Here is a 19,359-nt window from a genome sequence, read left to right on the forward strand (position 1 = left end):
TCGGGGATCCCGACTATCTGCTCCACGACTACCTGTTCCGGATGGGTACCGTGCTGCAGACCTGCGCCCGCGAGCGCCTGGGAGGAGCCCCCGCCGCCGGCATTTCCTCTGCAGCAACCGGTGCGCCGCGCGTGCTGCACCTGGGCGCCGGAGCGCTGACCCTGCCGCGCTTCATCGAGCACCACTGGCCCGCGGTGGAGCAGACCGTGGTGGACATCGAACCTGAGCTGGTGGAGTTCGTGCTGGCGCATCTGCCGATGCGCAGAAGCCCTCGCAATCTGGTCGCCGACGCCGCCGCGGTGCTGGGCCCCGGTGGAGCCCTGGAAGGGGTGAGCTTCGACGTCGTCGTGGTGGACCTGTTCAACAGTGCGGCCGCACCAGAGCACCTGCGCAGCCCGGAGTTTCACCGGGCAGTCCTTGAGCAGGTGGTCCCGGGCGGGCTGCTGCTGGTGAATCTCGGGGATGAGCCGCCGATGGACTTCGTCCGGGCGCAGGTGGTCTCGCTGCTCGACGCGGCGGCCACGCTGATCCCCGACGCATCAGCCATCCCCGACGCCTCAGGCACCCCGGGCGCCTCAAGCACCCCGGGCGCCGAGCAGGCGGCGCGCTGCGCGATGCTGAGCGCGCCCAGCGATGTGCTCGAGGCCCGGGCCGAGGGGAACCTGAGCTTCGCCGCGCGCGTGGTGCGGCGCTGGCGCAGACCGAGCTCAACGCGCTCTGGGCCGCGGGCCCGCACCCCGGCGACGTGCTCAGTGCGGAAGAGCTGCTTCAGTGGGCTCGACCATGAAGATCTGCGTGCTGCCGTAGGACTTCTCGCTGAAGATCTCGAGTCCCTCCGGCAGGGAGGGCGCGCCGCTGCCGGCGTCGCGCTCGATCACCACGGTGGCCGCCTGATGCAGCTGCTCCCTCGCGGCGCTCAGCACCTTGAACAGCTCGGCGTCTCCGAGGCTGTAGGGCGGGTCCAGGAAGAGCAGCTCGATGGGTGGACCGCTGCGTGAGCCGAGGTATCGCAGCGCGTCGGCCTTGTGCACCGAGATCTCCCGGCGCAGCGCCGGCGGGGCCTCGGCGCCGAAGAACTCGGCGTTGCGGCGCAGCGTGCGCACCGCGGCCTCGGCCTTGTCCACGGCCTCCAGGCTGCGCGCACCGCGGCTCAGCGATTCGAAGCCCAGCGCGCCCGAGCCGGCATAGAGATCCACCACGACGGCGTCGCGGAGGGCGTCATAGCCCTCGAGCCGGGAGAACAGCGACTCCTTGACCCGGTCGCTGGTGGGTCGGGTGGCGTCGGTGGGGACGGCCACGAGGCGGCGTCCCTTATGCGTGCCGGCGATGATCCGTGCCATCTCACACTCCTGTCTCAGGGCCCTGCTGTCGGACTGCTCAGCCGCGCTGGATGAACTCGTCGGCGCCCTCGTGGAGGTCGCGGTACTCCCCCACGGCGGTGCGCAGTCCAGGGTAGTCCGCCCAGCTGGGATCCTGTGCGCTGATCTCGCGCAGCAGCTCGGAGGCGCGGACGATGATCTTCTCGTCTCGGATCGTGCGCAGCAGCTTCAGCGTGGAAGCCCGGCCGGCCTGGGCCGCGCCGAGCACGTCGCCCTCACGCCGGCGCTGCAGATCCAGTCGGGCCAGGGTCATCCCGTCGGAGTGTTCCGCCACCTGCTCCAGCCGCTCCAGGGACGGGTGCCCGTCGGGCAGCCGGGTCACGAGCAGCGCGAGCCCGTGGGCGCCGCCACGGCCGATCCGTCCGCGCAGCTGGTGCAGGGTAGAGACTCCGAAGGCGTCGGCGTCGAGCACCGCCATCACTGTGGCGTTGTGCACGTCCACGCCCACCTCGATCACCGTGGTGCAGATCAGCACGTCGATCTCCCCGCGCTCGAAACCGGTCATCACCGACTCCTTGGCGGCGGCGTCCATTCTCCCGTGGACCACGCGCGCCGGGTCCTGCTCAGCAGCGGATGCTCGGCCAGGCGCGCAGCGATCAGCTCCACCGAGGCGTCCTGGTCGGTCTGCACCCCGGTCTCCGGGTCCTCGCGCGCATCGGCCTCGCTGATCTTGGGACACACCACGTAGACCTGGTGCCCCGCGGCGACCTCTTCGGCGATCCGTTCCCAGACCCTGCCGATGAACCGCGGGCCCTGAACCGTGCGCACCACATGGGTGACGATCGGCTGCCGGCCGCTCGGCAGGCCCTCCAGGGTGGTCAGCTCCAGATCCCCGAAGACGGTCATCGCGACCGACCGTGGGATCGGGGTGGCCGACATGACCAGCATGTGCGGGGTGAGCTCATAGCGGGTGCGCAGGGCGTCGCGCTGCTCCACCCCGAACCGGTGCTGCTCATCGACCACGGCCAGGCCCAGGTCCACGAAGTGCACCTGCTCGCCGAGCACAGCATGCGTGCCGACCACCAGCTCGGCGGTGCCGGAGGCGATGTCGAGCAGGGCCCGACGGCGATCGGCGGTGCCCATCGAGCCGGTGAGCAGAGTGAGCCCGACCTCCTCAGCGAGGCCGCCGAGCATCCGGCGCAGCGAGCGCTCATGCTGGGCGGCGAGCACCTCGGTGGGCGCGATCAGCACGGCCTGTCCCCCGGTCTCGAGCACCTGCAGCATTGCGCGCAGCGCGACCAGGGTCTTGCCGGAGCCCACCTCGCCCTGGAGCAGCCGGTTCATCGGGTGCTCGCGGTCGAGCTCGGCGCCGATGAGCTCCCCGCAGCGGACCTGACCCTCGGTGAGCGTGAACGGCAGTCCGGCGTCGAACCGGGTGAGCAGGCCGGCCTCCTGCGCCGGCCGCGGCAGGGCCCGTCGGTGCTGTTCCTGGGCGCGACGCAGGTGCAGCAGCCCTTGGAGCAGGAACGCCTCGTGGTAGCGCATCCGGCGCATCCCGCGTTCCGGGTCCTCCATGGTCTCGGGCCGGTGGATCAGCCGGTAGGCCTCACCCAGCTCCGGCAGCTCCTCGGAGGCGCGGACCTGCTCCGGCAGCGGCTCGGGCCAGGCGGCGAAGTCGATGAGGTCCAGCAGGATCTCGATGCAGTCCAGGATCCGGAAGCTGCTGATCCCCGAGGTGGCCGGATACAGCGGGACCGGGGTCTTGCCCCGGTTCAGTGCGCGCGGCAGCGCAGCGGCGCCCAGCGGGTCCGCCTCCGGGTCCACCTGGTCGGTGATGGTCTCCGGGTCGGCGTCGACCAACACGGTGAAGTCGGGGTTGTTCAGGGTGGGGCGGTCGCGGTAGCTGCCCACCTTGCCGTGGAAGATCGCCCGGGCTCCCTGGGTCAGCTGGCGGCCCACGCTCCAACCGTTGAAGAACGCCATCTTCAGCGAGTTGCCCTCGTCATCGGTGACCCAGACCTCGGCCAGGGAGCCGCGCCGGTTCGCCATCTTGCGCACCGAGACCCCGGTGACCTCGGCGATCAGGCTGACGTGTTCCCCGGCCTCGGGGAGGTCGCGGAAGGAGGAGAGCTGGCCGAACTCGATCCAGCGGCGCGGATAGTGCTGCAGCAGCTGCGCGGCGGTGGTGATGCCCAGCCCCTGCTCGAGCGTCTTCGCCGATTCCGCGCCGATGATCCGGCTCAGCTCGGTGGAGGGAAGCACGTCCACGCGGGGATCACTCCTGGTCTCGGGCCGGCGGGGCGTGGGTGGTCTCCGCCTGGGCGGCGGGACTGCGGTCGGGACTGGGGTGCAGCGCGGTAGCGGCGTAGGACTCCACGGGTCCCGCGGCGTGCACAGTGGTGCAGGTGCGCGGCTCCTCGAGGGTGTGCACGTGGATCCGCCAGCGGTAGGTGCCCTCTTCGTCGGGGTTCGCGTCGATCGGGGTCACGATCACCGAATCGCCGAGATCATCGAGCTGGTGGCGCAGCGAGGCGGCCCCGAGCGGATCCAGCCGCACGGTGCACATCACCTCGGATCCGTCCGGCGCTGGAGTCTCGGTGAACGGTTCAGCCGCCGGCGAGCCGGTCTCCGGCGTGCGCTGCTGGCCTCCGGGCTGCTGATCTGCAGCGTGGTGACCCGCGGGGGGCTGCTGCCAGCCGGGCAGGCTCTGCAGCGGCGCGAAGTCCATGGCGATCCCGGTGATGGTCGAGTGCAGCGCGATCAGCACCACCAGCAGTCCGGCTCCCCCGGAGTCCACCACGTTCGCGCGCTGCAGCGTCGGCAGCTGTTCCCGGGTGGCCTGCACCGCGAGGAAGGCCCGGGAGACCACGTAGGGCATGGCGGCCTCCAGGGCCGCCCGGCTCTCGGGCTCCTCCGCCTGCAGCGCGCGGTGGTGCACCTCGGAGTGCACCGCATCGAGGACCGAGAGCATGGTCCCGGCGACCGGGTCGGTCAGCGCGGACCAGGACCGGACCTTGGCCCGTTCCAGCGCGCGAGAGAACCCGGAGATGGTCAGACGCTGCTGACCATGCAGCGGTTCGGCCAGTCCGGAGATCAGCACCGCGAGCAGGGTGCCGGAGTTCCCGTAGGCCTCGGACATCGCCCGGGAGCCGGCCGCGGCGAAGAGCTCGCCCAGGTCCTCGGTGGAGGAGGCCTCCACGCTGGCGCGGCAGGCTCGGATCGTGGCCAGCATGTTCTCCCCGGTGTCCGAGTCAGGGATCGGGAAGACGTTGAGTCGGTTGAGCGGCTCGACGTTGCGCTCCAGGGCGGCTTCGGCGAGGAGGAACCAGCGGTGCACCGCGGCAGCACCCTTGACCTTGCCCCGAGCCGAGGACTGCGCTCGAGCGTGGCCTGGCAGTGGCCTCAGCGGAGGTCGCGAGCTCGGCTCATCGCGATGCTGCATAGTCGTCCAGCGTGCTGTCCGCGATCGCGTCGGCGATGTCCTCCATGGCCTGCTGGTCCTGATAGAAGATCCACTGGCCGTCGTCGGAGTAGCTGCTCTCCCCGGTCGGGACGGTGAAGAACTCCACGTTGTTCACCGCGCCGCGCAGGTTCCAGCCCAGCGAGGCCACGGTGCCGGAGCTCAGGGTGTCATCGACGATCAGGTGCGGGGAGAAGGTCTCCACCAGGTCCCGGACCCGGCCGGGGTTGCTCAGGTTCTCCGGGGTGACCGTCTGGTCGATCACGGCCTGGATGAACGCCTGCTGGTTGCGCACCCGCTGGAGGTCCCCGTCGGGGAAGCTCTGCCGGTGCCGGACGAAGGAGAGCGCCTCCTCGGAGTTCATCTCCTGCTCACCGGGCTGGAAGGTGAACCCCTGACCGGTGGTGAACGGCTGGTCGTAGCCCGAGTTCACGGTGACCCCGCCGAGCGCGTCGACCAGGCCGGTGAAGCCGAGCATGTCCACCGCGGCCACATGATCGATCCGCACGTCGAAGAGCGATTCGAAGGTGTCGATGGTCGAGGGAAGCCCGCCCAGGCTCAGCGCGGCGTTGATCTTGTGCTCGCCGTGACCCGGGACCTCCACCCAGAGGTCACGCGGGACCGACATGATCTGCACGCTCTCGCGGTCGCTGGGGATGTGCATCAGCATCATGGTGTCCGAGCGGCCGCCCTGCGGCACCCGGGACAGCTCCTCGGTCTCCCCGGAGCCGCCGTTCTCATCGGATCCCAGCAGCAGGATGTTGATGGATTCGTCGTCCTCGGCCTTGACCGGGCGACCCTCCTCCTCGGGGAAGCTCTGCTCGAAGGTCTGCGCATTATCTTCATAGGCGCTGCTCAATGAGTTCAGGTAGACCATGCCCGCCACCAGGGCCCCGACGACGACGACGGCCACCACGCTCACAATGATCAGCGCGGCACGACGCCCGCGCCGCTTCCGGCGGGGCTTGTCGTAGTCGACCTCATACGTCATCTGGTGCTCCTGGAATGGGCAAGTACTTAGGACTTCATACAGAATATGTCATGTGTCTATCAACTCCGGCGACCGCCGTGCTCGCGTCCGCAATGTCCTGCTCACAGTGCTGGGACTGGGGCTGATCAGCGGCTGCGCCTCCACGGCGACGGTGGAGGCGGCTCCGGACGCAGCGAATCCGGACTGCGCCGACGTGATGCTCGCGGTGCCCGAGGTGATCGGGGACCACGAGCTGCGGCCCACCACCTCCCAGGGCACCGCGGTGTGGGGCGACCCCAGCGAGGTGGTGATGCGCTGCGGCGTGGTCCCGCCGGGGCCGAGCCCCGAGCACTGTGTGGGCGCCGACGGCGTGGACTGGCTCGCCCTGGAGGAGGATGAGCAGACCTGGCGGCTGGTCACCTATGGCCGGGATCCCGCCGTGGAGGTGCTGCTGAACCTGGATCAGGTCGCCTCCTCCACCGCGATGCTCGGCCTGGCGCCCGCCGTGCAGCAGGTGGAGCAGACCCGCGCCTGCACCACCACCGATCAGGACATCGAGCAGACCGAGGACGCCCAGGACGTCCAGGAGGGCGAGGCGATCGAGCCGCAGGGCTGAGCCGCTCAGCCCGGTGGAAGGCTCAGCGCTGTTCTGGAAGGCTCAGCGCTGTTCTGGAAGGCTCAGCGCTGTTCTGGAAGGCTCAGCGCTGTTCTGGAAGCTCAGCGCCGAGAAGGAGAGCCAAGGGCCGCCCGGGGAAGGCTCAGCGCAGGCCGGCGGGGCGCTGCAGGGCCAGCGAGATCAGCTCGGTGATCAGCTCGGTGTAGCCGATCCCGGTGGCCTTCCACATCTGCGGATACATGCTGATCGGGGTGAAGCCGGGCATGGTGTTGACCTCATTGATGACCACGTCCCCGCCGGTGGTGTAGAAGAAGTCCGCCCGGGAGATCCCCTCGGCACCGAGAGCTTCGAACGCGAGCACGGCCTGGCGGCGGATCTCCGCGCTGACCTCCTCGGGCAGCTCGGCCGGGCAGGAGAGGTCCGCGGCTGCGGCGTCGGTGTATTTGGCGGTGAAGTCGTAGAACTGGTGCGCCTGGGAGCCGTCGTGGACCACGATCTCGCCCAGCAGCGAGGCCCGGGCGGAGGCACCGTTCTGGGATCCGAGCACGCCGCACTCGATCTCCCGACCGTCGATCCCCTGCTCCACGATCACCTTGGGATCGTGCTTGCGCGCTTCGGCGATGGCGTCCTGGAGCTGGGCGTGGTCCTCGACCCGGGTGATCCCCATGGAGGAGCCGGCCCGGGAGGGCTTCACGAACACCGGCAGGCTCAGCTCGCGGATCCGTTCCAGCGCCTCGGCCGGGTCCTGGGTCCACTGCCGGTCGGTCACGGTGACCCAGGGCCCGACGTGGAGTCCGGCGGCGGCGAAGGCGATCTTCATATAGTGCTTGTCCATGGCCAGCGCAGAGCTGAGCACCCCGGCGCCGACGTAGCTCAGACCGGCGAGCTCGAGCAGCCCCTGGATGGTGCCGTCCTCCCCGAACGGGCCGTGCAGCAGCGGGAACACCACGTCCACGTGGCCCAGGGCGGTGGAGCTGCCGTCGGCGTGGACCTCGAGGAGCTCGGCGCGGCGCTCGGAGGATCCCGCGGCGCCCGAGTGCAGCTGGACGGTGGACTCGGTGGGCAGCACCCGGGGCAGCTCGTCTCCGCCGAAGCCGTGGCTGCGCGGATCGGTGACCGGGCGGGTCCACTGACCGGTGGCGGTGATGCCGACGGGCACGACGTCGAACGCCTCGGTGTCGATGGCGCCCAGCACCCCGGCGGCGGTCACGCAGCTCACCGAATGTTCCGAGGACTGTCCGCCGTAGAGCACGAGGACGCGAGGTTTCAGGGCAGGATCAAGCTCGACCATGGGTCATCTTCCTTCGGCTTTGAGGTCACGGGCCAGCAGCAGCGAGGAGAGCCGGTCCACCGGCAGCACGCCGTCCAGGACGGCCACCACGGCTTCACAGATCGGCATCTCCACCTGGTGCTGGCGGGCCAGCTCGACCACCGCGGAGCCGGACTTCATGCCCTCGGCGGTCTGGGAGAGCCTGGCGGTGGCTTCTTCGGCGGTGAACCCCTCGCCCAGGAGCCGGCCGGCGCTGCGGTTGCGCGAGAGCGGGGAGGCGCAGGTCGCGACGAGGTCCCCGAGCCCGGCGAGGCCCGAGAAGGTCTCCAGGCGTCCGCCCAGCTCGGTGGCCAGCCGGGTGGTCTCGGCGAGGCCGCGGGTGATCACCGAGGCCTTGGAGTTGTCGCCGAGCTGCTGCCCGTCGCAGATGCCCACGGCCAGGGCGATGACGTTCTTCACGATCCCGGCGATCTCCACCCCGATCACATCGGTGTTGGTGTAGGGCCGGAAGTAGGCGTTGTTGCACAGCGCCGCGACGCGCTCGGCGGTCTCGGTGCTGGTGCAGGCGACCACCGAGGCGGTGGGCTGCTCGCGGGCGATCTCCATCGCCAGGTTGGGTCCCGAGACCACCACGATCCGGTCCGGCGCCACGGCGAGCTCGGCGCCGATGACCTCGGACATCCGCAGGTCGGTGCCGCGCTCGAGACCCTTGATCAGTGAGACCAGGATCGCCGAGTCGTGCAGGTTCTCCCGGACCACCTGCAGCTGGGAGCGCAGCGACTGGGCCGGCACGGCGAGCACGACCACCTCTGCGTCGCGCACCGCCTCGGCCAGGTCGGTGGTGGCGGTGATCATCGCCGGCAGGCGGGTCTCCCCGAGGTAGGTGGTGTTGGTGTGGGACTCGGTGATCTCGGCGGCCACCTCGGGGCGGCGCGCCCAGAGCACGACGGCGGGCTCGGCGCCGCCGACCACGGCGGAATCGGCCATCACCTTCGCGAAGGTGGTGCCCCAGCTGCCGGCGCCCAGCACGGCGATCTTGGTCACGGCTGATCCTCCTGCGCCTCGTCGGGCTGGTTGGTCTTGGGCTGGTCGGTTTTGGGCTGGTCGGTCTTGGGCTGGTCGGTCACGGGCTGCGGCGTCGCGGCACTCCCAGCGCGGGGTGCGCGGCGGGGCTGTCTGCGCGGCACCCGCTGGCGCAGGCTGCGATCCCAGATCTGCTCGGGGGGCTCCTGCCCGCGCAGCGAGGCCACACCTTCGGTCAGGGCGGTCTCGATGCGTTCGGTGGCCTCGGTGAGCACCGAGCGGGTCATCGGGCCCCCGCGCAGATCGCTCAGGTCGATCGGCTCCCCCACGGTGAGCTGGTAGCGCTTGCGCGGGAAGAACTTCGGGACCTTGGCGTAGGTGCCGAAGAGCTCCTGGACACCCCAGTGAGTGATCGGGATCAGCGGGGCTCCGGTGGTCAGCGCCAGCCGGGCGGCGCCGGTCTTCGCGCGCATCGGCCAGCCCTCGGGGTCCCGGGTGAGGGTGCCCTCGGGGTAGATCATGACTGCGCCGTCGGCAGCGAGGACCTCCTTGGCCGCATCGAGCGAGCGGCCGGCGTCGGTGCGGCTGTCCCGCGAGACCGGAATCTGCTTGAGCCCGCTGAACACCTTGCCCAGCACCGGGATGCTGACCAGCGAGTCCTTGATCAGGAAGTGGAAGGTGTGGCCGCTGCGGTAGACGGCATGGGCGACGACGAGCGGATCGACCTCGCTGACATGGTTCGCCACCACGATGAACCCGCCCTTCGGCAGCGTCTCCAACCCGTGCCAGCGCCGGCCCAGCGCCAGGTTCAGCACCGGGACGCAGACCGCGGCGGCGGCGGAGAAGCCCAGCCGGGTGCCGCGACCCACGGTGTAGTCGGTGGTGTCCGGCCCTGCCGGCGCGGGGCGCTCAGACCGGCGGCGGCTCGAGCCGGATCTGCGGCGGCTCGAGCGGCCTCGGCCCTCGACGGGTGCTGGGTCGCTGCTGTGATCGGTCACAGGGATAGACCCTACCGGCCCGACTCAGCGTTCGGACATCACGACATCCGCACCCAGGTCGCCCAGCTTGTCCATGAAGTGCTCATAGCCGCGGTTGATGACCTCGATGCCGGTGACGGTGGAGGTGCCCTTCGCCGCCAGCGCGGCGATCAGGTGGGAGAAGCCGCCGCGCAGGTCCGGGACGTCGATCTCGGCGCCGTGGAGCTCGGCCGGTCCGGAGATCACCGCGGAGTGCAGGAAGTTGCGCTGCCCGAAGCGGCAGGGGCTTGAGCCCAGGCACTCGCGGTGCAGCTGGATCGAGGCACCCATGCGCTGCAGCGCCTCGGTGAAGCCGAACCGGTTCTCATAGACGGTCTCGTGCACGATCGAGACGCCGTGCGCCTGGGTCAGCGCGACCACCAGCGGCTGCTGCCAGTCGGTCATGAAGCCCGGATGCACGTCGGTCTCGAGCACCAGCGGCTTCAGGGCATGCCCGGCGTGCCAGAAGCGGATGCCGTCGTCGTCGACCGAGAACTCGCCGCCGATCTTGCGGTAGGTGTTCAGGAACGCGGTGAGATCCCGCTGCGCGGCGCCCTTGACGTAGATGTCGCCCTGGGTGACCAGCGCGGCCGAGGCCCAGGAGGCGGTCTCGTTGCGGTCGGTGATCGCCCGGTGGCGGTAGCCGGAGAGCCGGTCCACTCCCTCGATGCGGATGGTGCGGTCGGTGTAGACCGTGATGATCGCGCCCATCTGCTGCAGAATCGCGATCAGGTCGTGGATCTCCGGCTCCACCGCGGCGTTCTCCAGCTCGGTGATGCCCTCGGCGAGCACGGCGGTGAGCAGCACCTGCTCGGTGGCACCCACGGAGGGGTAGGGCAGGGTCAGCTTCGCGCCCTTGAGTCCGCGCGGCGCCGAGATGTGGATCCCGGTGGGTGATTTGTCCACCACGGCGCCGAAGTTGCGCAGCACCTCGAGGTGGTAGTCGATCGGGCGGTCACCGATCCGGCAGCCGCCGAGGTCGGGGATGAACGCCTCGCCGTGCTGGTGCATGAGCGGGCCGCAGAACAGGATCGGGATCCGGGAGTCCCCGGCATAGGCGTCGATCTCGGAGTGCGCAGCGCTGTAGGAGTCGCGCGGGTCCAGGGTCAGGTCATTGGTGATCGGGTCGGCCTCGACCTTGACACCGTGGATCTGGAGCAGATTGGTGACGATCTCGACGTCTTTGATCGCCGGGACGTTGCGCAGCTGGGAGGGCTCACTGCCCAGCAGGGCGGCCACCATGGCCTTCGGCACGAGGTTCTTTGCGCCACGGACGTGGACGGATCCCTCGAGTGGCTTTCCACCTTGGACGGTGAGCAGCTTGGCCATTGGACTGGCGGTCCCTTCTTCGACAAACGTGGAATGTAGCTTTGCCACTGTAACCACATCTGCTGGGATCCCTTCCCAGTTCCGCCGGCGGCGCAGGCAACAATTCGGTCAAGACCCCGCCGCCACCAGGTGGCATCGGGCGTGGTCAGACCTTCGCTGGCAAGGTTTTCGGCTTGAATCCGGGACGCTTCGCCTCGAACGCGTCGACGTGTGATTCCTCGCGCAGTGTGAGCGAGATATCGTCGAGCCCCTCCAGCAGCCGCCAGCGGGTGTAGTTGTCGATCTCGAAGCTGGTGTCCACCGAGCCGCAGCGCACGGTGCGGTGGATCAGGTCCACGGTGACCTCGGTGCCGGGGTTGTTCTCCAGCTCCTTGAAGATCAGCTCGACGTCGGGCTGGGCGACCTTCGCGGCCAGCAGACCCTGCTTGGCCGAGTTGCCGTAGAAGATGTCGGCGAAGCGCGAGGAGATCACGGCACGGAAGCCGTAGTCCTTCAGCGCCCAGACGGCGTGCTCCCGGGAGGACCCGGTGCCGAAGTCCGATCCTGCGACCAGCACCGAGCCGTGCTTATAGGCCGGTTGGTTCAGCACGAAGTCCTGGTTCTTGCGCCAGGAGGAGAACAGCGCATCTTCGAAGCCGGTCTTGGTGATCCGCTTCAGGTAGACCGCGGGGATGATCTGGTCGGTGTCCACATTGGACTGCCTCAGCGGGACGCCGACGCCGGTGTGCGTGGTGATGGGTTCCATGGTGACTTTCTGTCGCGGGCGGTGCGCTTGCGGTGCGCGTGCTCAGGCGGAGACGAGGAGGTCGGCAGGGGCGGAGAGTGTGCCGCGGATCGCGGTGGCGGCGGCCACCACCGGGGAGACCAGGTGGGTGCGGCCGCCCTTGCCCTGCCGGCCCTCGAAGTTGCGGTTCGAGGTGGAGGCGCAGCGCTCTCCGGGGGCCAGCTGGTCCGGGTTCATGCCCAGACACATCGAGCAGCCGGCGAAGCGCCACTCGGCGCCGAACTCCTTGAACACCTTGTCCAGCCCCTCGGCCTCGGCCTGCAGCCGGACCTTCGCCGAACCCGGGACCACGATCATCCGGATCTCCGGATCCTTCTCGCGTCCGGCCAGGATCTCCGCGGCGGCACGCAGATCCTCCATCCGGGAGTTGGTGCAGGAGCCCAGGAAGACGGTGTCCACCCGGATGTCCTTCATCCGGGTTCCAGGTTCCAGGTCCATGTAGGTCAGCGCGCGCTCGGCGGATTCGCGGGCGACGTCGTCGGTGAAGTCGGTGGGCGCCGGGACCGCGCCGTTGAGGCTCACGCCCTGGCCCGGGTTGGTGCCCCAGGTGACGAAGGGGTCCAGGGTGTCGGCGTCGAGGATCACCTCGGCGTCGAAGACCGCCCCATCATCGGTGCGCAGCGAGTCCCAGTACTGCACCGCGGCGTCCCAGTCCTCGCCCTGTGGGGCGTGCGGGCGGTCCTTAATGAACTCATAGGTGGTCGCGTCCGGGGCGATCATCCCGGCTCGGGCGCCGGCCTCGATGGACATGTTGCAGATGGTCATCCGCGCGTCCATGGAAAGCTCCTCGATGGCGCTGCCGCGGTATTCCAGCACATAGCCCTGACCGCCGCCGGTGCCGATCTCGGCGATCACCGCGAGGATGATGTCCTTGGAGCTGACTCCGGGGCGCAGCGAGCCGTTGACCGTGATCGCCATGGTCTTGAACGGCTTCAGCGGCAGGGTCTGGGTGGCCAGGACGTGTTCGACCTCGGAGGTGCCGATGCCCATGGCCAGGGCGCCGAAGGCCCCGTGGGTGGAGGTGTGGGAGTCCCCGCAGACCACGGTCATGCCGGGCTGGGTGAGTCCGAGCTGTGGTCCCACCACGTGGACGATCCCCTGATCGGCGTCGCCCAGGGAGTGGATCCGCACGCCGAACTCCTTGGCGTTGGCGCGCAGCGTGTCCACCTGCTTGCGCGAGATCGGGTCCGCGATCGGCTTGTCGATCTCCAGCGTCGGGGTGTTGTGGTCCTCGGTGGCGATGGTCAGGTCCGGGCGGCGGACCGGTCGCCCGGCCAGGCGCAGACCCTCGAAGGCCTGCGGGCTGGTCACCTCGTGGACCAGGTGAAGGTCGATGTAGAGCAGGTCCGGAGACCGCTGACCGTCAGACTCCTTGCCGGGGACGACGACGTGATCGCGCCAGACCTTCTCAGGCAGCGTGAGTGGCTTGTTCGCCATGGGATCCTCCTGGTGGGCTCACTCTCTACAGAAGCACCATTGGGCGGAGGCTTCTATACCGCCAGGCGCAGGTCTCATTATCTGAGATCGTGGGGGCGATTACCAGTATCATGGGCCTATGCCAGCTTCGCCCTATTCTCCCCGGCCCGGTGAACAGTACTCGCCGCAGACCGCACGTTCCGCCGCCGGTGCAGCCGGTGCTCCGCGACGAATGGTGGCGCAGAAGCTGCCCCCCGCCGATTCCGGGAGCAGATCAGGCCCCACGCTGCCCCCGGACCCGCCGCGACCGCTGCATTCGCCCTCCGGGATCGGGGTGGTGGACAAGTCGGTGATGATCATGGACGCCCTGGAGGCGGGGCCGGCCTCGCTGGCCCAGCTGGTGGAGTGCACCGGTCTGGCCCGGCCCACCGTGCACCGGCTGGCCAGCGCCCTGGTGCACCACCGGTTCCTCAGCCGCGATGTGCGCGGACGCTACGTGATCGGGTCTCGGCTGGCCGAGCTGGCCTCTGCCGCCGGCGATGACCGGCTGGTCACCGCGGCCGGACCGATCCTGCTGCGGCTGCGCGACGCCACCGGGGAGAGCTCGCAGCTCTACCGCCGGCAGGGCGACGCCCGGGTCTGTGTGGCCTCCGCCGAACGACCGATCGGTCTGCGCGACTCGATCCCGGTGGGCACCCAGCTCTCGATGAAGGCCGGCTCCGCCGCCCAGGTGCTGCTGGCCTGGGAGGATCACGAACGCCTGGTGGAGGGTCTGCAGGGCGCCCGGTTCACCCCCACGGTGCTGGCCGGGGTGCGACGCCGCGGCTGGGGTGAGTCCCTGGGTGAGCGTGAGGCCGGGGTCGCCTCGGTCTCAGCCCCGGTGCGCGGACCTTCGGGACGGGTGCTCGCGGCAGTCTCGATCTCCGGGCCGATCGAGCGGCTGACCCGTCAGCCGGGGCGGCAATACGCCGGCGTCGTGGTGCAGGCTGCGCATCAGCTCACCGAGCTGGTGCGCAAGAACCCCGACGCCGCGGAGCACGGTCTGGGCGAGCACTAGTCCAGGCACACCGACCTGGGCGCATTTCCCAGGAATCTCGATCCGACGCCTAGTATGAAGGGCGTGATTGAGAATATTAGTGTCATCGGAACTGGCTACCTCGGCGCCACCCATGCGGCATGCATGGCAGAGCTGGGCTATAACGTCCTGGGTGTGGACATCGACCCGGAGAAGATCGATTCGCTCTCCCGCGGCGAACTCCCCTTCCACGAACCCGGCCTGCCGGAGCTCATCCGCAAGCATGTGGACTCGGGCCGGCTGCGCTTCACCACCGACCTCGACGAGGTCGGCGCCTGGGGCGACGTGCACTTCATCGCCGTGGGCACCCCGCAGCAGGCCGGCGGCACCGGCGCGGACATGACCTTCGTCAACGCCGCCACCCGATCCCTGGCCCGGTCGATCAGCAAGGACGCCCTGATCGTGGGCAAGTCCACCGTCCCGGTGGGCACCGCACGGCGCCTGGCCGCCCTGGTGGAAGAAGAGTCCGCCGAGGGTGTGCGCGTGACCCTGGCCTGGAACCCGGAGTTCCTGCGCGAGGGCTTCGCCGTGGAAGACACGCTGCGCCCCGATCGACTGGTCGTGGGCACCTCCGACGCCGCCGACGAGGCCGTGCTGCGCGAGGTCTACTCCGAGGCGCTCTCCAGGGAGACCCCCTGGATCAGCACCGACTTTGAGACCGCGGAGCTGGTCAAGGTCGCCGCGAACGCGTTCCTGGCCACCAAGATCTCCTTCATCAACGCCTTCGCCGAGGTCACCGAGGCCGTGGGCGGCAACATCACCACCCTGGCCGACGCGATCGGCCACGACACCCGGATCGGGCGCAAGTTCCTCAACGCCGGGGTCGGCTTCGGCGGCGGCTGCCTGCCCAAGGACATCCGCGCCCTGCAGACCCGGGTGGGCGAGCTCGGCCTGGACCACACCATGCGGTTCCTCGACGAGATGGACCAGATCAACCTGCGCCGCCGCGAGAAGGTGGTCACCCTGGCCGAGCAGATCCTGGACAACGAGCTTGCCGGCAAGCGGATCGCCGTGCTCGGCGTGGCGTTCAAGCCGCTCTCCGACGACGTCCGGGACTCCCCCGGCCTCGACGTGGCGGTCCGGCTGTTCAGCTCCGGCGCCGACGTCGCGGTCTATGACCCCGAGGGCAACCGCAACGCGGCCAAGCGCTTCCCGCGTCTGGGCTATGTGGACTCGCTCACCGAGGCGGTCACCGGCGCGGACCTGGTGGTGCTGACCACCGAGTGGAACGAGTTCAAGGCGCTGACTCCGGGCGACCTCGAGTCCCTGGTGGCGCAGAAGCAGTTCATCGACGCGCGAAACGTGCTGCCTGCCCAGGAGTGGGAAGGCGCCGGTTGGCGCTTCGCCCAGCTGGGCAGGTTCTTCCACCAAGCCTGATCCGGAGACCGCCCGCAGGGTCAGCCCTGCAGCGAATCCCAGCCCTGATCATCGATGGCGCCCGTGAGGAGAACCTCGCGGGCGCCATCGGCGTCTGATCCCGCGTGATCGGCGCGTTCGAGGATCTCCCCCACCTTGATGAACCCCTCCGGCAGCCTCGCCTCGGCGCCGAAGCTGGCCAGCAGCTCGTAGTCCTCTCCCCCGGCGGCGACCCAGCGCAGCGCCTCGGCCTGCGCCTGCGCCTCCGGAAGCCCCAGGGCCGCGGCCGCCGGGAGCAGCGCGGCGGCCTGTTCGGTGAGCGCGGCCAGATCCAGACGGACCCGCACGGCCGAGGCGCGGGCGAGCCGTCCGGCGTCGCGCAGCAGCCCGTCGGAGAGGTCCAGCCCGGCGGTGGCCCCGCAGCGCAGCGCCTGGGCGCCGGTGCGCAGCCTAGGAGCCGGAGCGATCTGGGCGTCACGCAGCCTGGAAAGCTCCGGCCCGGGGCACGGATGACCGACCTCGAGCAGCGCCAGTCCGGCCGCGGCCGCGCCCAGCGGGCCCGAGACGGCGAGCTGATCTCCGGGCCGGGCACCGTTGCGGCGCAGCGGCGCATGCCCGGCCGGCAGCCGGCCGACGGCGGTCAGGGTCACCGACGATGCCGGGTCCGGAGCCGAGGTCCCCGCCTGCGATGTGGCAGTGCTCGGCACCCTCGCGACGCACCGCCTCGGCGAGCCCGCGGTAGAACCCGCGCACCCAGTCCAGCGAGGTGGTCGCCGGCAGCGTGAGGCTGACCAACAGCGCGATCGGGGTCGCGGCCATGGCGTTGAGGTCAGAGAGGTTCTGTGCGGCGGCCTTGAGCCCGACGGCGCGGCCCATCGGGGCGCCCTGCTGCTGCGGGGTCCACCATCCGGGCCGGAAGTCCTGGTCCTGGCTCAGCGTGTCGGTGCTCAGCACGATGCGCGCCGGGGCGCCGTCCTCGGGCAGCTCCAGCACCGCCGCGTCGTCGCCGGCGGGCACAGTGAGCGCGGCCAGGGCGGTGCCGGCGCGGTGGAGCTCGCCGAGCTCCGCGACGATGACGGCGAGGACCGCCTCCTCACCGGAATCCCCCACGCTGCGCGGGGCTGGGTCAGTCGACATGCGGTTCAGTCGACTTCGGGCAGCGCCGCGGCCGTGATCGCCTGGCCGGCGTCGTCGCGGATCTCCAGGCGTTGCACGTCTTCACGCAGCACCGCCCCGTTCATCCGGCAGTCCACGGGGACCTCGGAGCCCAGGAAGGAACCGGACTCGATCTCGTCACCGTCGGCGCCGACCAGGACCACGGTGAAGGCCTCTCCGGGGGCGAGTCCGTCGATCTCCAGGACCGTCTCGGTGCCCCAGGTGTGCGCGACCAGGGCCCCATCGACCTCGACACCGGCCCCTGGATCGCTGAAGCTCACCGGTTCCTGCGCGCCGAGCTCGCCGGGCGGACCGAGCGGCTCCTCGGCCACCAGCCCGTCGGTTGGCTCGCCGGGGGCGGCCTCGTCGAGTGCGGCCTCCTCGGGGTCCAGGATCGCCTGCACGCCCATGGTGCCGACCACGCCGATCGCCACGCAGGCGGCCACGCAGGCGGCCAGCGCGAGGCTCTGCCGCAGCCGGGCCCGGCCGCTTGGGTTCGACGCTGGGGTGGGGGCGGAGCCGGGGGCAGAAGCAGGGTCGGAGGCGAGGGTGTGCCGGGCGGGGGGCTGCCGAGCGGGGTCCTCGGGCACCGGTGAGGAGGCGTGTGAACCTGCGTCCGCGGGTGACTGTGGGGACGCGGGTGACTGTGGGGACGCTGCTGCCGGCCTGGACGCGGCTGCCGAGGCGCCCTCTGTTGACGCCTGCGGGGCATGGACCTGGGCGATCACCTGCTCGCGCAGGCTCGGAGGTGGAGTCATAGTGGTCCAGGAACCGAGGTTGCCGCGCAGCGCGCTGCTGAGCTCACGCAGTTCGCTCAGCTCTCGGGCAAGCTCGAGATCCTGGGCGCACATCGCGTCCAGCTCCTGGCTCTCGGCCGGGCTGAGGTCATGGGCGGATGCGGCGCCGAGCAGCTCGGCGCGACGATCGACTGCGGAGGCGGAAGCGGATCCGGAGCCAGGACGTGGGTCGGCGTCGTCGTGGTGTGTGCTCATGACTCAGCCTCCATCTCTTCCATCGCGCGGCGCAGAGCGCGCAGTCCGTAGTAGGTCCGCGTGCGCAGGGTGGTCACCGGCACCTGCAGCGACTCGGAGAGTTCAGCGTAGGTGAACCCGAGCACGTGCACCGCGATGACCGACTGGCTGTGTTCGAGGCTGATCATTCCCAGCGCCTCGACCAGAAGCATAGTCTCGGTGGGATCCGTGGTGTTCAGATCTGAGGCCTCAGGCGCTGTGATCTCCGGCTCCATCGGGATCGGGATGCGCCGTCGGGCGCGGAACTCATCCCGCACCACGTTCCGAGCGATGGCGAAGAGCCAGTTGCGCAGACTTGAACGGGCCGGATCGAAGCGGTCCAAGGCCTGCCAGGCCCGCACGAAGGTCTCCTGGACGCATTCCTCGGCGGCCCCGTGGTCCTGCAGCGCGTTGGCCGCGAATCCGAACAGCGCCGCGCTGTGCTGATCGTAGGCAGACTCGATGCTCGGCACTGCGACGGTGGTGTGCCGTTCGGTCCGCATCCGCTCAGCCACCTCCATCAGTCCTTGTCGGAGCCCTCGAACGGTACGTCGAGGGCTGCAGAATTCGGTTCTACGATACACATCCCGGACCTGGCGGCATGCGTGAGACATGTGAGATGTGTGAGACGAAAATAATTCGAGAAACGGTGAACGCCAAAGGCCTCTGCTACGTATTACTTAGTGGTGGGCCGAAATTCGGTAAACCAACGCTCTCGAAGGAGTCACCACGGATGATGAAACAACGACGCAGAACCATCGGCGCCGGCGCAACTCTGGGTGCAGCGGTGTTGCTGCTCTCGCCGACCATGGCACAGGCCAGCACCGAAGCCGGCACCGAGGTCGAGTGGCCCGAGGAGTTCACCAGCGCCTACACGGTCATGGCGACTCCGGATGAGGTCATCAACTCCGACGGCGAGGTCTCACCGGGTGAAGAGGGCGCGACGGGCGACTTCATGTTCTGGATCAATTCAGAGGAAGAGGTCATCTGTTACGAGATCACACTCGAAGGCGTCACCGGCGGCTACGAGAGCCCGGCTCTGACCGCCACCCACATCCACGAGGCCGCCGCGGGCGAGCCCGGGCCTCCGCGCCTGGCCTTCCCGGACCCAGCCCCGATCGGTGACGAGCCGCGCACCTCCACCGGCTGCATGGCCGGACCGTTCATGACCGGCGTCGAGGGCGACGACGATGCCGACACCGGCGAGGGCTTCAGCCTGGCCGAGATCGAGGCCGACCCCGCCGGCTTCACCGCTGACTCCCACACCGAGGAGTTCGCCGACGGTGTGGTCCGCGGCCAGCTGATGCAGGTTCCGCTGGACGGCGTGGAGACCGGCGGCGGCGGCATGCAGCAGTCCTCCAGCCAGATCGGCGTCTTCGCCGGGGCCGGCGTGCTCGCTCTGGCCGGCGCCAGCGCCTTCATGCTGATTCGGCGCAACCAGACCACATGATCCGAAGCCCTCACCGGCGGGTCGAGGTCAGGGTCCGGCGGCTGCCCCTCGGGGTGGCCGCCGCCCTGGCGCTCGGGCTGAGCCTGGGCGCCTGCGGCGCCGCGGGTGAG

Annotated in this window: 18 protein-coding genes and 1 pseudogene; 5 read left to right on the forward strand and 14 right to left on the reverse strand. The window is 69.8% G+C overall.

The genetic code is table 11. The features are described 5' to 3' along the window. Positions 1-41 precede the first annotated feature (41 nt). Positions 42-494: pseudogene (locus tag BG28_RS16165) on the forward strand (spermidine synthase); the annotation flags it as partial. Positions 495-749: 255 nt separating this feature from the next. Here the strand turns inward: BG28_RS16165 and rsmD are convergent. Genes rsmD through BG28_RS05855 form a run of 5 tightly spaced genes read right to left on the reverse strand, consistent with a single transcriptional unit; the run spans position 750 to position 5,770 of the window. Next, positions 750-1,340: a 16S rRNA (guanine(966)-N(2))-methyltransferase RsmD gene (rsmD, locus tag BG28_RS14895; protein ID WP_084479499.1), complete on the reverse strand. Its 591-nt coding sequence runs from the start codon at positions 1,338-1,340 to the stop codon at positions 750-752. Positions 1,341-1,377: 37 nt separating this feature from the next. Beyond that, a complete protein-coding gene (locus BG28_RS16750) occupies positions 1,378-1,884 on the reverse strand; it encodes a helicase-related protein (protein ID WP_369797197.1) in 507 nt (168 codons plus the stop codon). Beyond that, positions 1,884-3,587, reverse strand: a complete 1,704-nt coding sequence (locus tag BG28_RS05845; RefSeq protein WP_369797198.1) for an ATP-dependent DNA helicase RecG — start codon at positions 3,585-3,587, stop codon at positions 1,884-1,886. Before BG28_RS05845 ends, BG28_RS16750 begins: the two co-directional genes overlap by 1 nt. Positions 3,588-3,594: 7 nt before the next feature. Next, positions 3,595-4,761 carry a DAK2 domain-containing protein gene (locus BG28_RS05850; protein ID WP_084479500.1) on the reverse strand — a complete coding sequence of 389 codons (1,167 nt, stop codon included), beginning with the start codon at positions 4,759-4,761 and terminating at the stop codon, positions 3,595-3,597. Beyond that, positions 4,745-5,770, reverse strand: a complete 1,026-nt coding sequence (locus tag BG28_RS05855; protein WP_036474837.1) for an LCP family protein — start codon at positions 5,768-5,770, stop codon at positions 4,745-4,747. The genes BG28_RS05850 and BG28_RS05855 overlap by 17 nt, the downstream gene beginning before the upstream one ends. A gap of 52 nt (positions 5,771-5,822) precedes the next feature. Between BG28_RS05855 and BG28_RS05860 the strand changes: the two genes are divergently transcribed. Continuing rightward, positions 5,823-6,365: a DUF3515 domain-containing protein gene (locus BG28_RS05860; RefSeq protein ID WP_235180994.1), complete on the forward strand. Its 543-nt coding sequence runs from the start codon at positions 5,823-5,825 to the stop codon at positions 6,363-6,365. A 142-nt stretch (positions 6,366-6,507) separates the two neighbouring features. Here the strand turns inward: BG28_RS05860 and BG28_RS05865 are convergent, their stop codons facing one another. The 6 genes from BG28_RS05865 to leuC form a co-directional block, all read right to left on the reverse strand. Continuing rightward, entirely contained in the window at positions 6,508-7,656 is a 1,149-nt protein-coding gene (locus tag BG28_RS05865; RefSeq protein WP_036474839.1) for a D-alanine--D-alanine ligase family protein, read from the reverse strand. A 3-nt stretch (positions 7,657-7,659) separates the two neighbouring features. Next, on the reverse strand, positions 7,660-8,679 hold the full coding sequence (locus BG28_RS05870; protein ID WP_036474840.1) for an NAD(P)H-dependent glycerol-3-phosphate dehydrogenase: 1,020 nt from the start codon (positions 8,677-8,679) through the stop codon (positions 7,660-7,662). Next, the gene (locus BG28_RS05875) at positions 8,676-9,656 is read right to left on the reverse strand and encodes a 1-acyl-sn-glycerol-3-phosphate acyltransferase (protein WP_235180995.1); all 981 of its coding nucleotides are present in this window, start codon (positions 9,654-9,656) and stop codon (positions 8,676-8,678) included. Before BG28_RS05875 ends, BG28_RS05870 begins: the two co-directional genes overlap by 4 nt. Before the next feature lie 24 nt (positions 9,657-9,680). Next, a complete protein-coding gene (gene murA / locus BG28_RS05880) occupies positions 9,681-11,003 on the reverse strand; it encodes a UDP-N-acetylglucosamine 1-carboxyvinyltransferase (RefSeq protein ID WP_036474842.1) in 1,323 nt (440 codons plus the stop codon). Positions 11,004-11,148: 145 nt separating this feature from the next. Beyond that, on the reverse strand, positions 11,149-11,748 hold the full coding sequence (leuD, locus tag BG28_RS05885) for a 3-isopropylmalate dehydratase small subunit (RefSeq protein WP_036474843.1): 600 nt from the start codon (positions 11,746-11,748) through the stop codon (positions 11,149-11,151). A gap of 42 nt (positions 11,749-11,790) precedes the next feature. Beyond that, complete coding sequence (gene leuC / locus BG28_RS05890) at positions 11,791-13,224, reverse strand: 3-isopropylmalate dehydratase large subunit (RefSeq protein WP_036474845.1); 1,434 nt, start codon at positions 13,222-13,224, stop codon at positions 11,791-11,793. A 118-nt stretch (positions 13,225-13,342) separates the two neighbouring features. Here leuC and BG28_RS05895 point away from each other — a divergent pair, with 118 nt between their 5' ends. Both BG28_RS05895 and BG28_RS05900 read left to right on the forward strand, forming a co-directional pair. Next, a complete protein-coding gene (locus BG28_RS05895; protein WP_369797199.1) occupies positions 13,343-14,260 on the forward strand; it encodes an IclR family transcriptional regulator in 918 nt (305 codons plus the stop codon). Positions 14,261-14,314: 54 nt separating this feature from the next. Beyond that, entirely contained in the window at positions 14,315-15,655 is a 1,341-nt protein-coding gene (locus tag BG28_RS05900) for a UDP-glucose/GDP-mannose dehydrogenase family protein (RefSeq protein WP_036474846.1), read from the forward strand. A gap of 453 nt (positions 15,656-16,108) precedes the next feature. On the opposite strand, the gene BG28_RS14300 is transcribed toward BG28_RS05900, so the two are convergent. The 3 genes from BG28_RS14300 to BG28_RS05915 are packed head-to-tail and all read right to left on the reverse strand — an operon-like array spanning position 16,109 to position 18,320. After that, positions 16,109-16,771: a thiamine-monophosphate kinase gene (locus BG28_RS14300; protein WP_051501067.1), complete on the reverse strand. Its 663-nt coding sequence runs from the start codon at positions 16,769-16,771 to the stop codon at positions 16,109-16,111. Between the two features lie 5 nt (positions 16,772-16,776). Continuing rightward, positions 16,777-17,781, reverse strand: a complete 1,005-nt coding sequence (locus BG28_RS05910) for a hypothetical protein (protein WP_036474847.1) — start codon at positions 17,779-17,781, stop codon at positions 16,777-16,779. Continuing rightward, on the reverse strand, positions 17,778-18,320 hold the full coding sequence (locus BG28_RS05915) for a sigma-70 family RNA polymerase sigma factor (RefSeq protein WP_036474849.1): 543 nt from the start codon (positions 18,318-18,320) through the stop codon (positions 17,778-17,780). The genes BG28_RS05910 and BG28_RS05915 overlap by 4 nt, the downstream gene beginning before the upstream one ends. Before the next feature lie 212 nt (positions 18,321-18,532). On the opposite strand from BG28_RS05915, the gene BG28_RS05920 reads away from it, so the two are divergent. Then, complete coding sequence (locus tag BG28_RS05920) at positions 18,533-19,249, forward strand: CHRD domain-containing protein (RefSeq protein WP_036474851.1); 717 nt, start codon at positions 18,533-18,535, stop codon at positions 19,247-19,249. Positions 19,250-19,359 lie beyond the last annotated feature (110 nt).

Source organism: Nesterenkonia sp. AN1, from assembly GCF_000582475.1.
Classification (GTDB): Bacteria; Actinomycetota; Actinomycetes; order Actinomycetales; family Micrococcaceae; genus Nesterenkonia; species Nesterenkonia aurantiaca.

Excerpts from the sequence above, each read along its gene's own strand:
- rsmD (WP_084479499.1), bottom strand. The coding sequence starts at position 1,340 with ATGGCACGGATCATCGCCGGCACGCATAAGGGACGCCGCCTCGTGGCC.
- BG28_RS16750 (WP_369797197.1), bottom strand. The coding sequence starts at position 1,884 with ATGACCGGTTTCGAGCGCGGGGAGATCGACGTGCTGATCTGCACCACG.
- BG28_RS05850 (WP_084479500.1), bottom strand. The coding sequence starts at position 4,761 with ATGCAGCATCGCGATGAGCCGAGCTCGCGACCTCCGCTGAGGCCACTG.
- BG28_RS05855 (WP_036474837.1), bottom strand. The coding sequence starts at position 5,770 with ATGACGTATGAGGTCGACTACGACAAGCCCCGCCGGAAGCGGCGCGGG.
- BG28_RS05865 (WP_036474839.1), bottom strand. The coding sequence starts at position 7,656 with ATGGTCGAGCTTGATCCTGCCCTGAAACCTCGCGTCCTCGTGCTCTAC.
- murA (WP_036474842.1), bottom strand. The coding sequence starts at position 11,003 with ATGGCCAAGCTGCTCACCGTCCAAGGTGGAAAGCCACTCGAGGGATCC.
- leuD (WP_036474843.1), bottom strand. The coding sequence starts at position 11,748 with ATGGAACCCATCACCACGCACACCGGCGTCGGCGTCCCGCTGAGGCAG.
- leuC (WP_036474845.1), bottom strand. The coding sequence starts at position 13,224 with ATGGCGAACAAGCCACTCACGCTGCCTGAGAAGGTCTGGCGCGATCAC.
- BG28_RS05895 (WP_369797199.1), top strand. The coding sequence starts at position 13,343 with ATGCCAGCTTCGCCCTATTCTCCCCGGCCCGGTGAACAGTACTCGCCG.
- BG28_RS05900 (WP_036474846.1), top strand. The coding sequence starts at position 14,315 with ATGAAGGGCGTGATTGAGAATATTAGTGTCATCGGAACTGGCTACCTC.
- BG28_RS14300 (WP_051501067.1), bottom strand. The coding sequence starts at position 16,771 with ATGTCGACTGACCCAGCCCCGCGCAGCGTGGGGGATTCCGGTGAGGAG.
- BG28_RS05910 (WP_036474847.1), bottom strand. The coding sequence starts at position 17,781 with ATGAGCACACACCACGACGACGCCGACCCACGTCCTGGCTCCGGATCC.
- BG28_RS05915 (WP_036474849.1), bottom strand. The coding sequence starts at position 18,320 with ATGGAGGTGGCTGAGCGGATGCGGACCGAACGGCACACCACCGTCGCA.
- BG28_RS05920 (WP_036474851.1), top strand. The coding sequence starts at position 18,533 with ATGATGAAACAACGACGCAGAACCATCGGCGCCGGCGCAACTCTGGGT.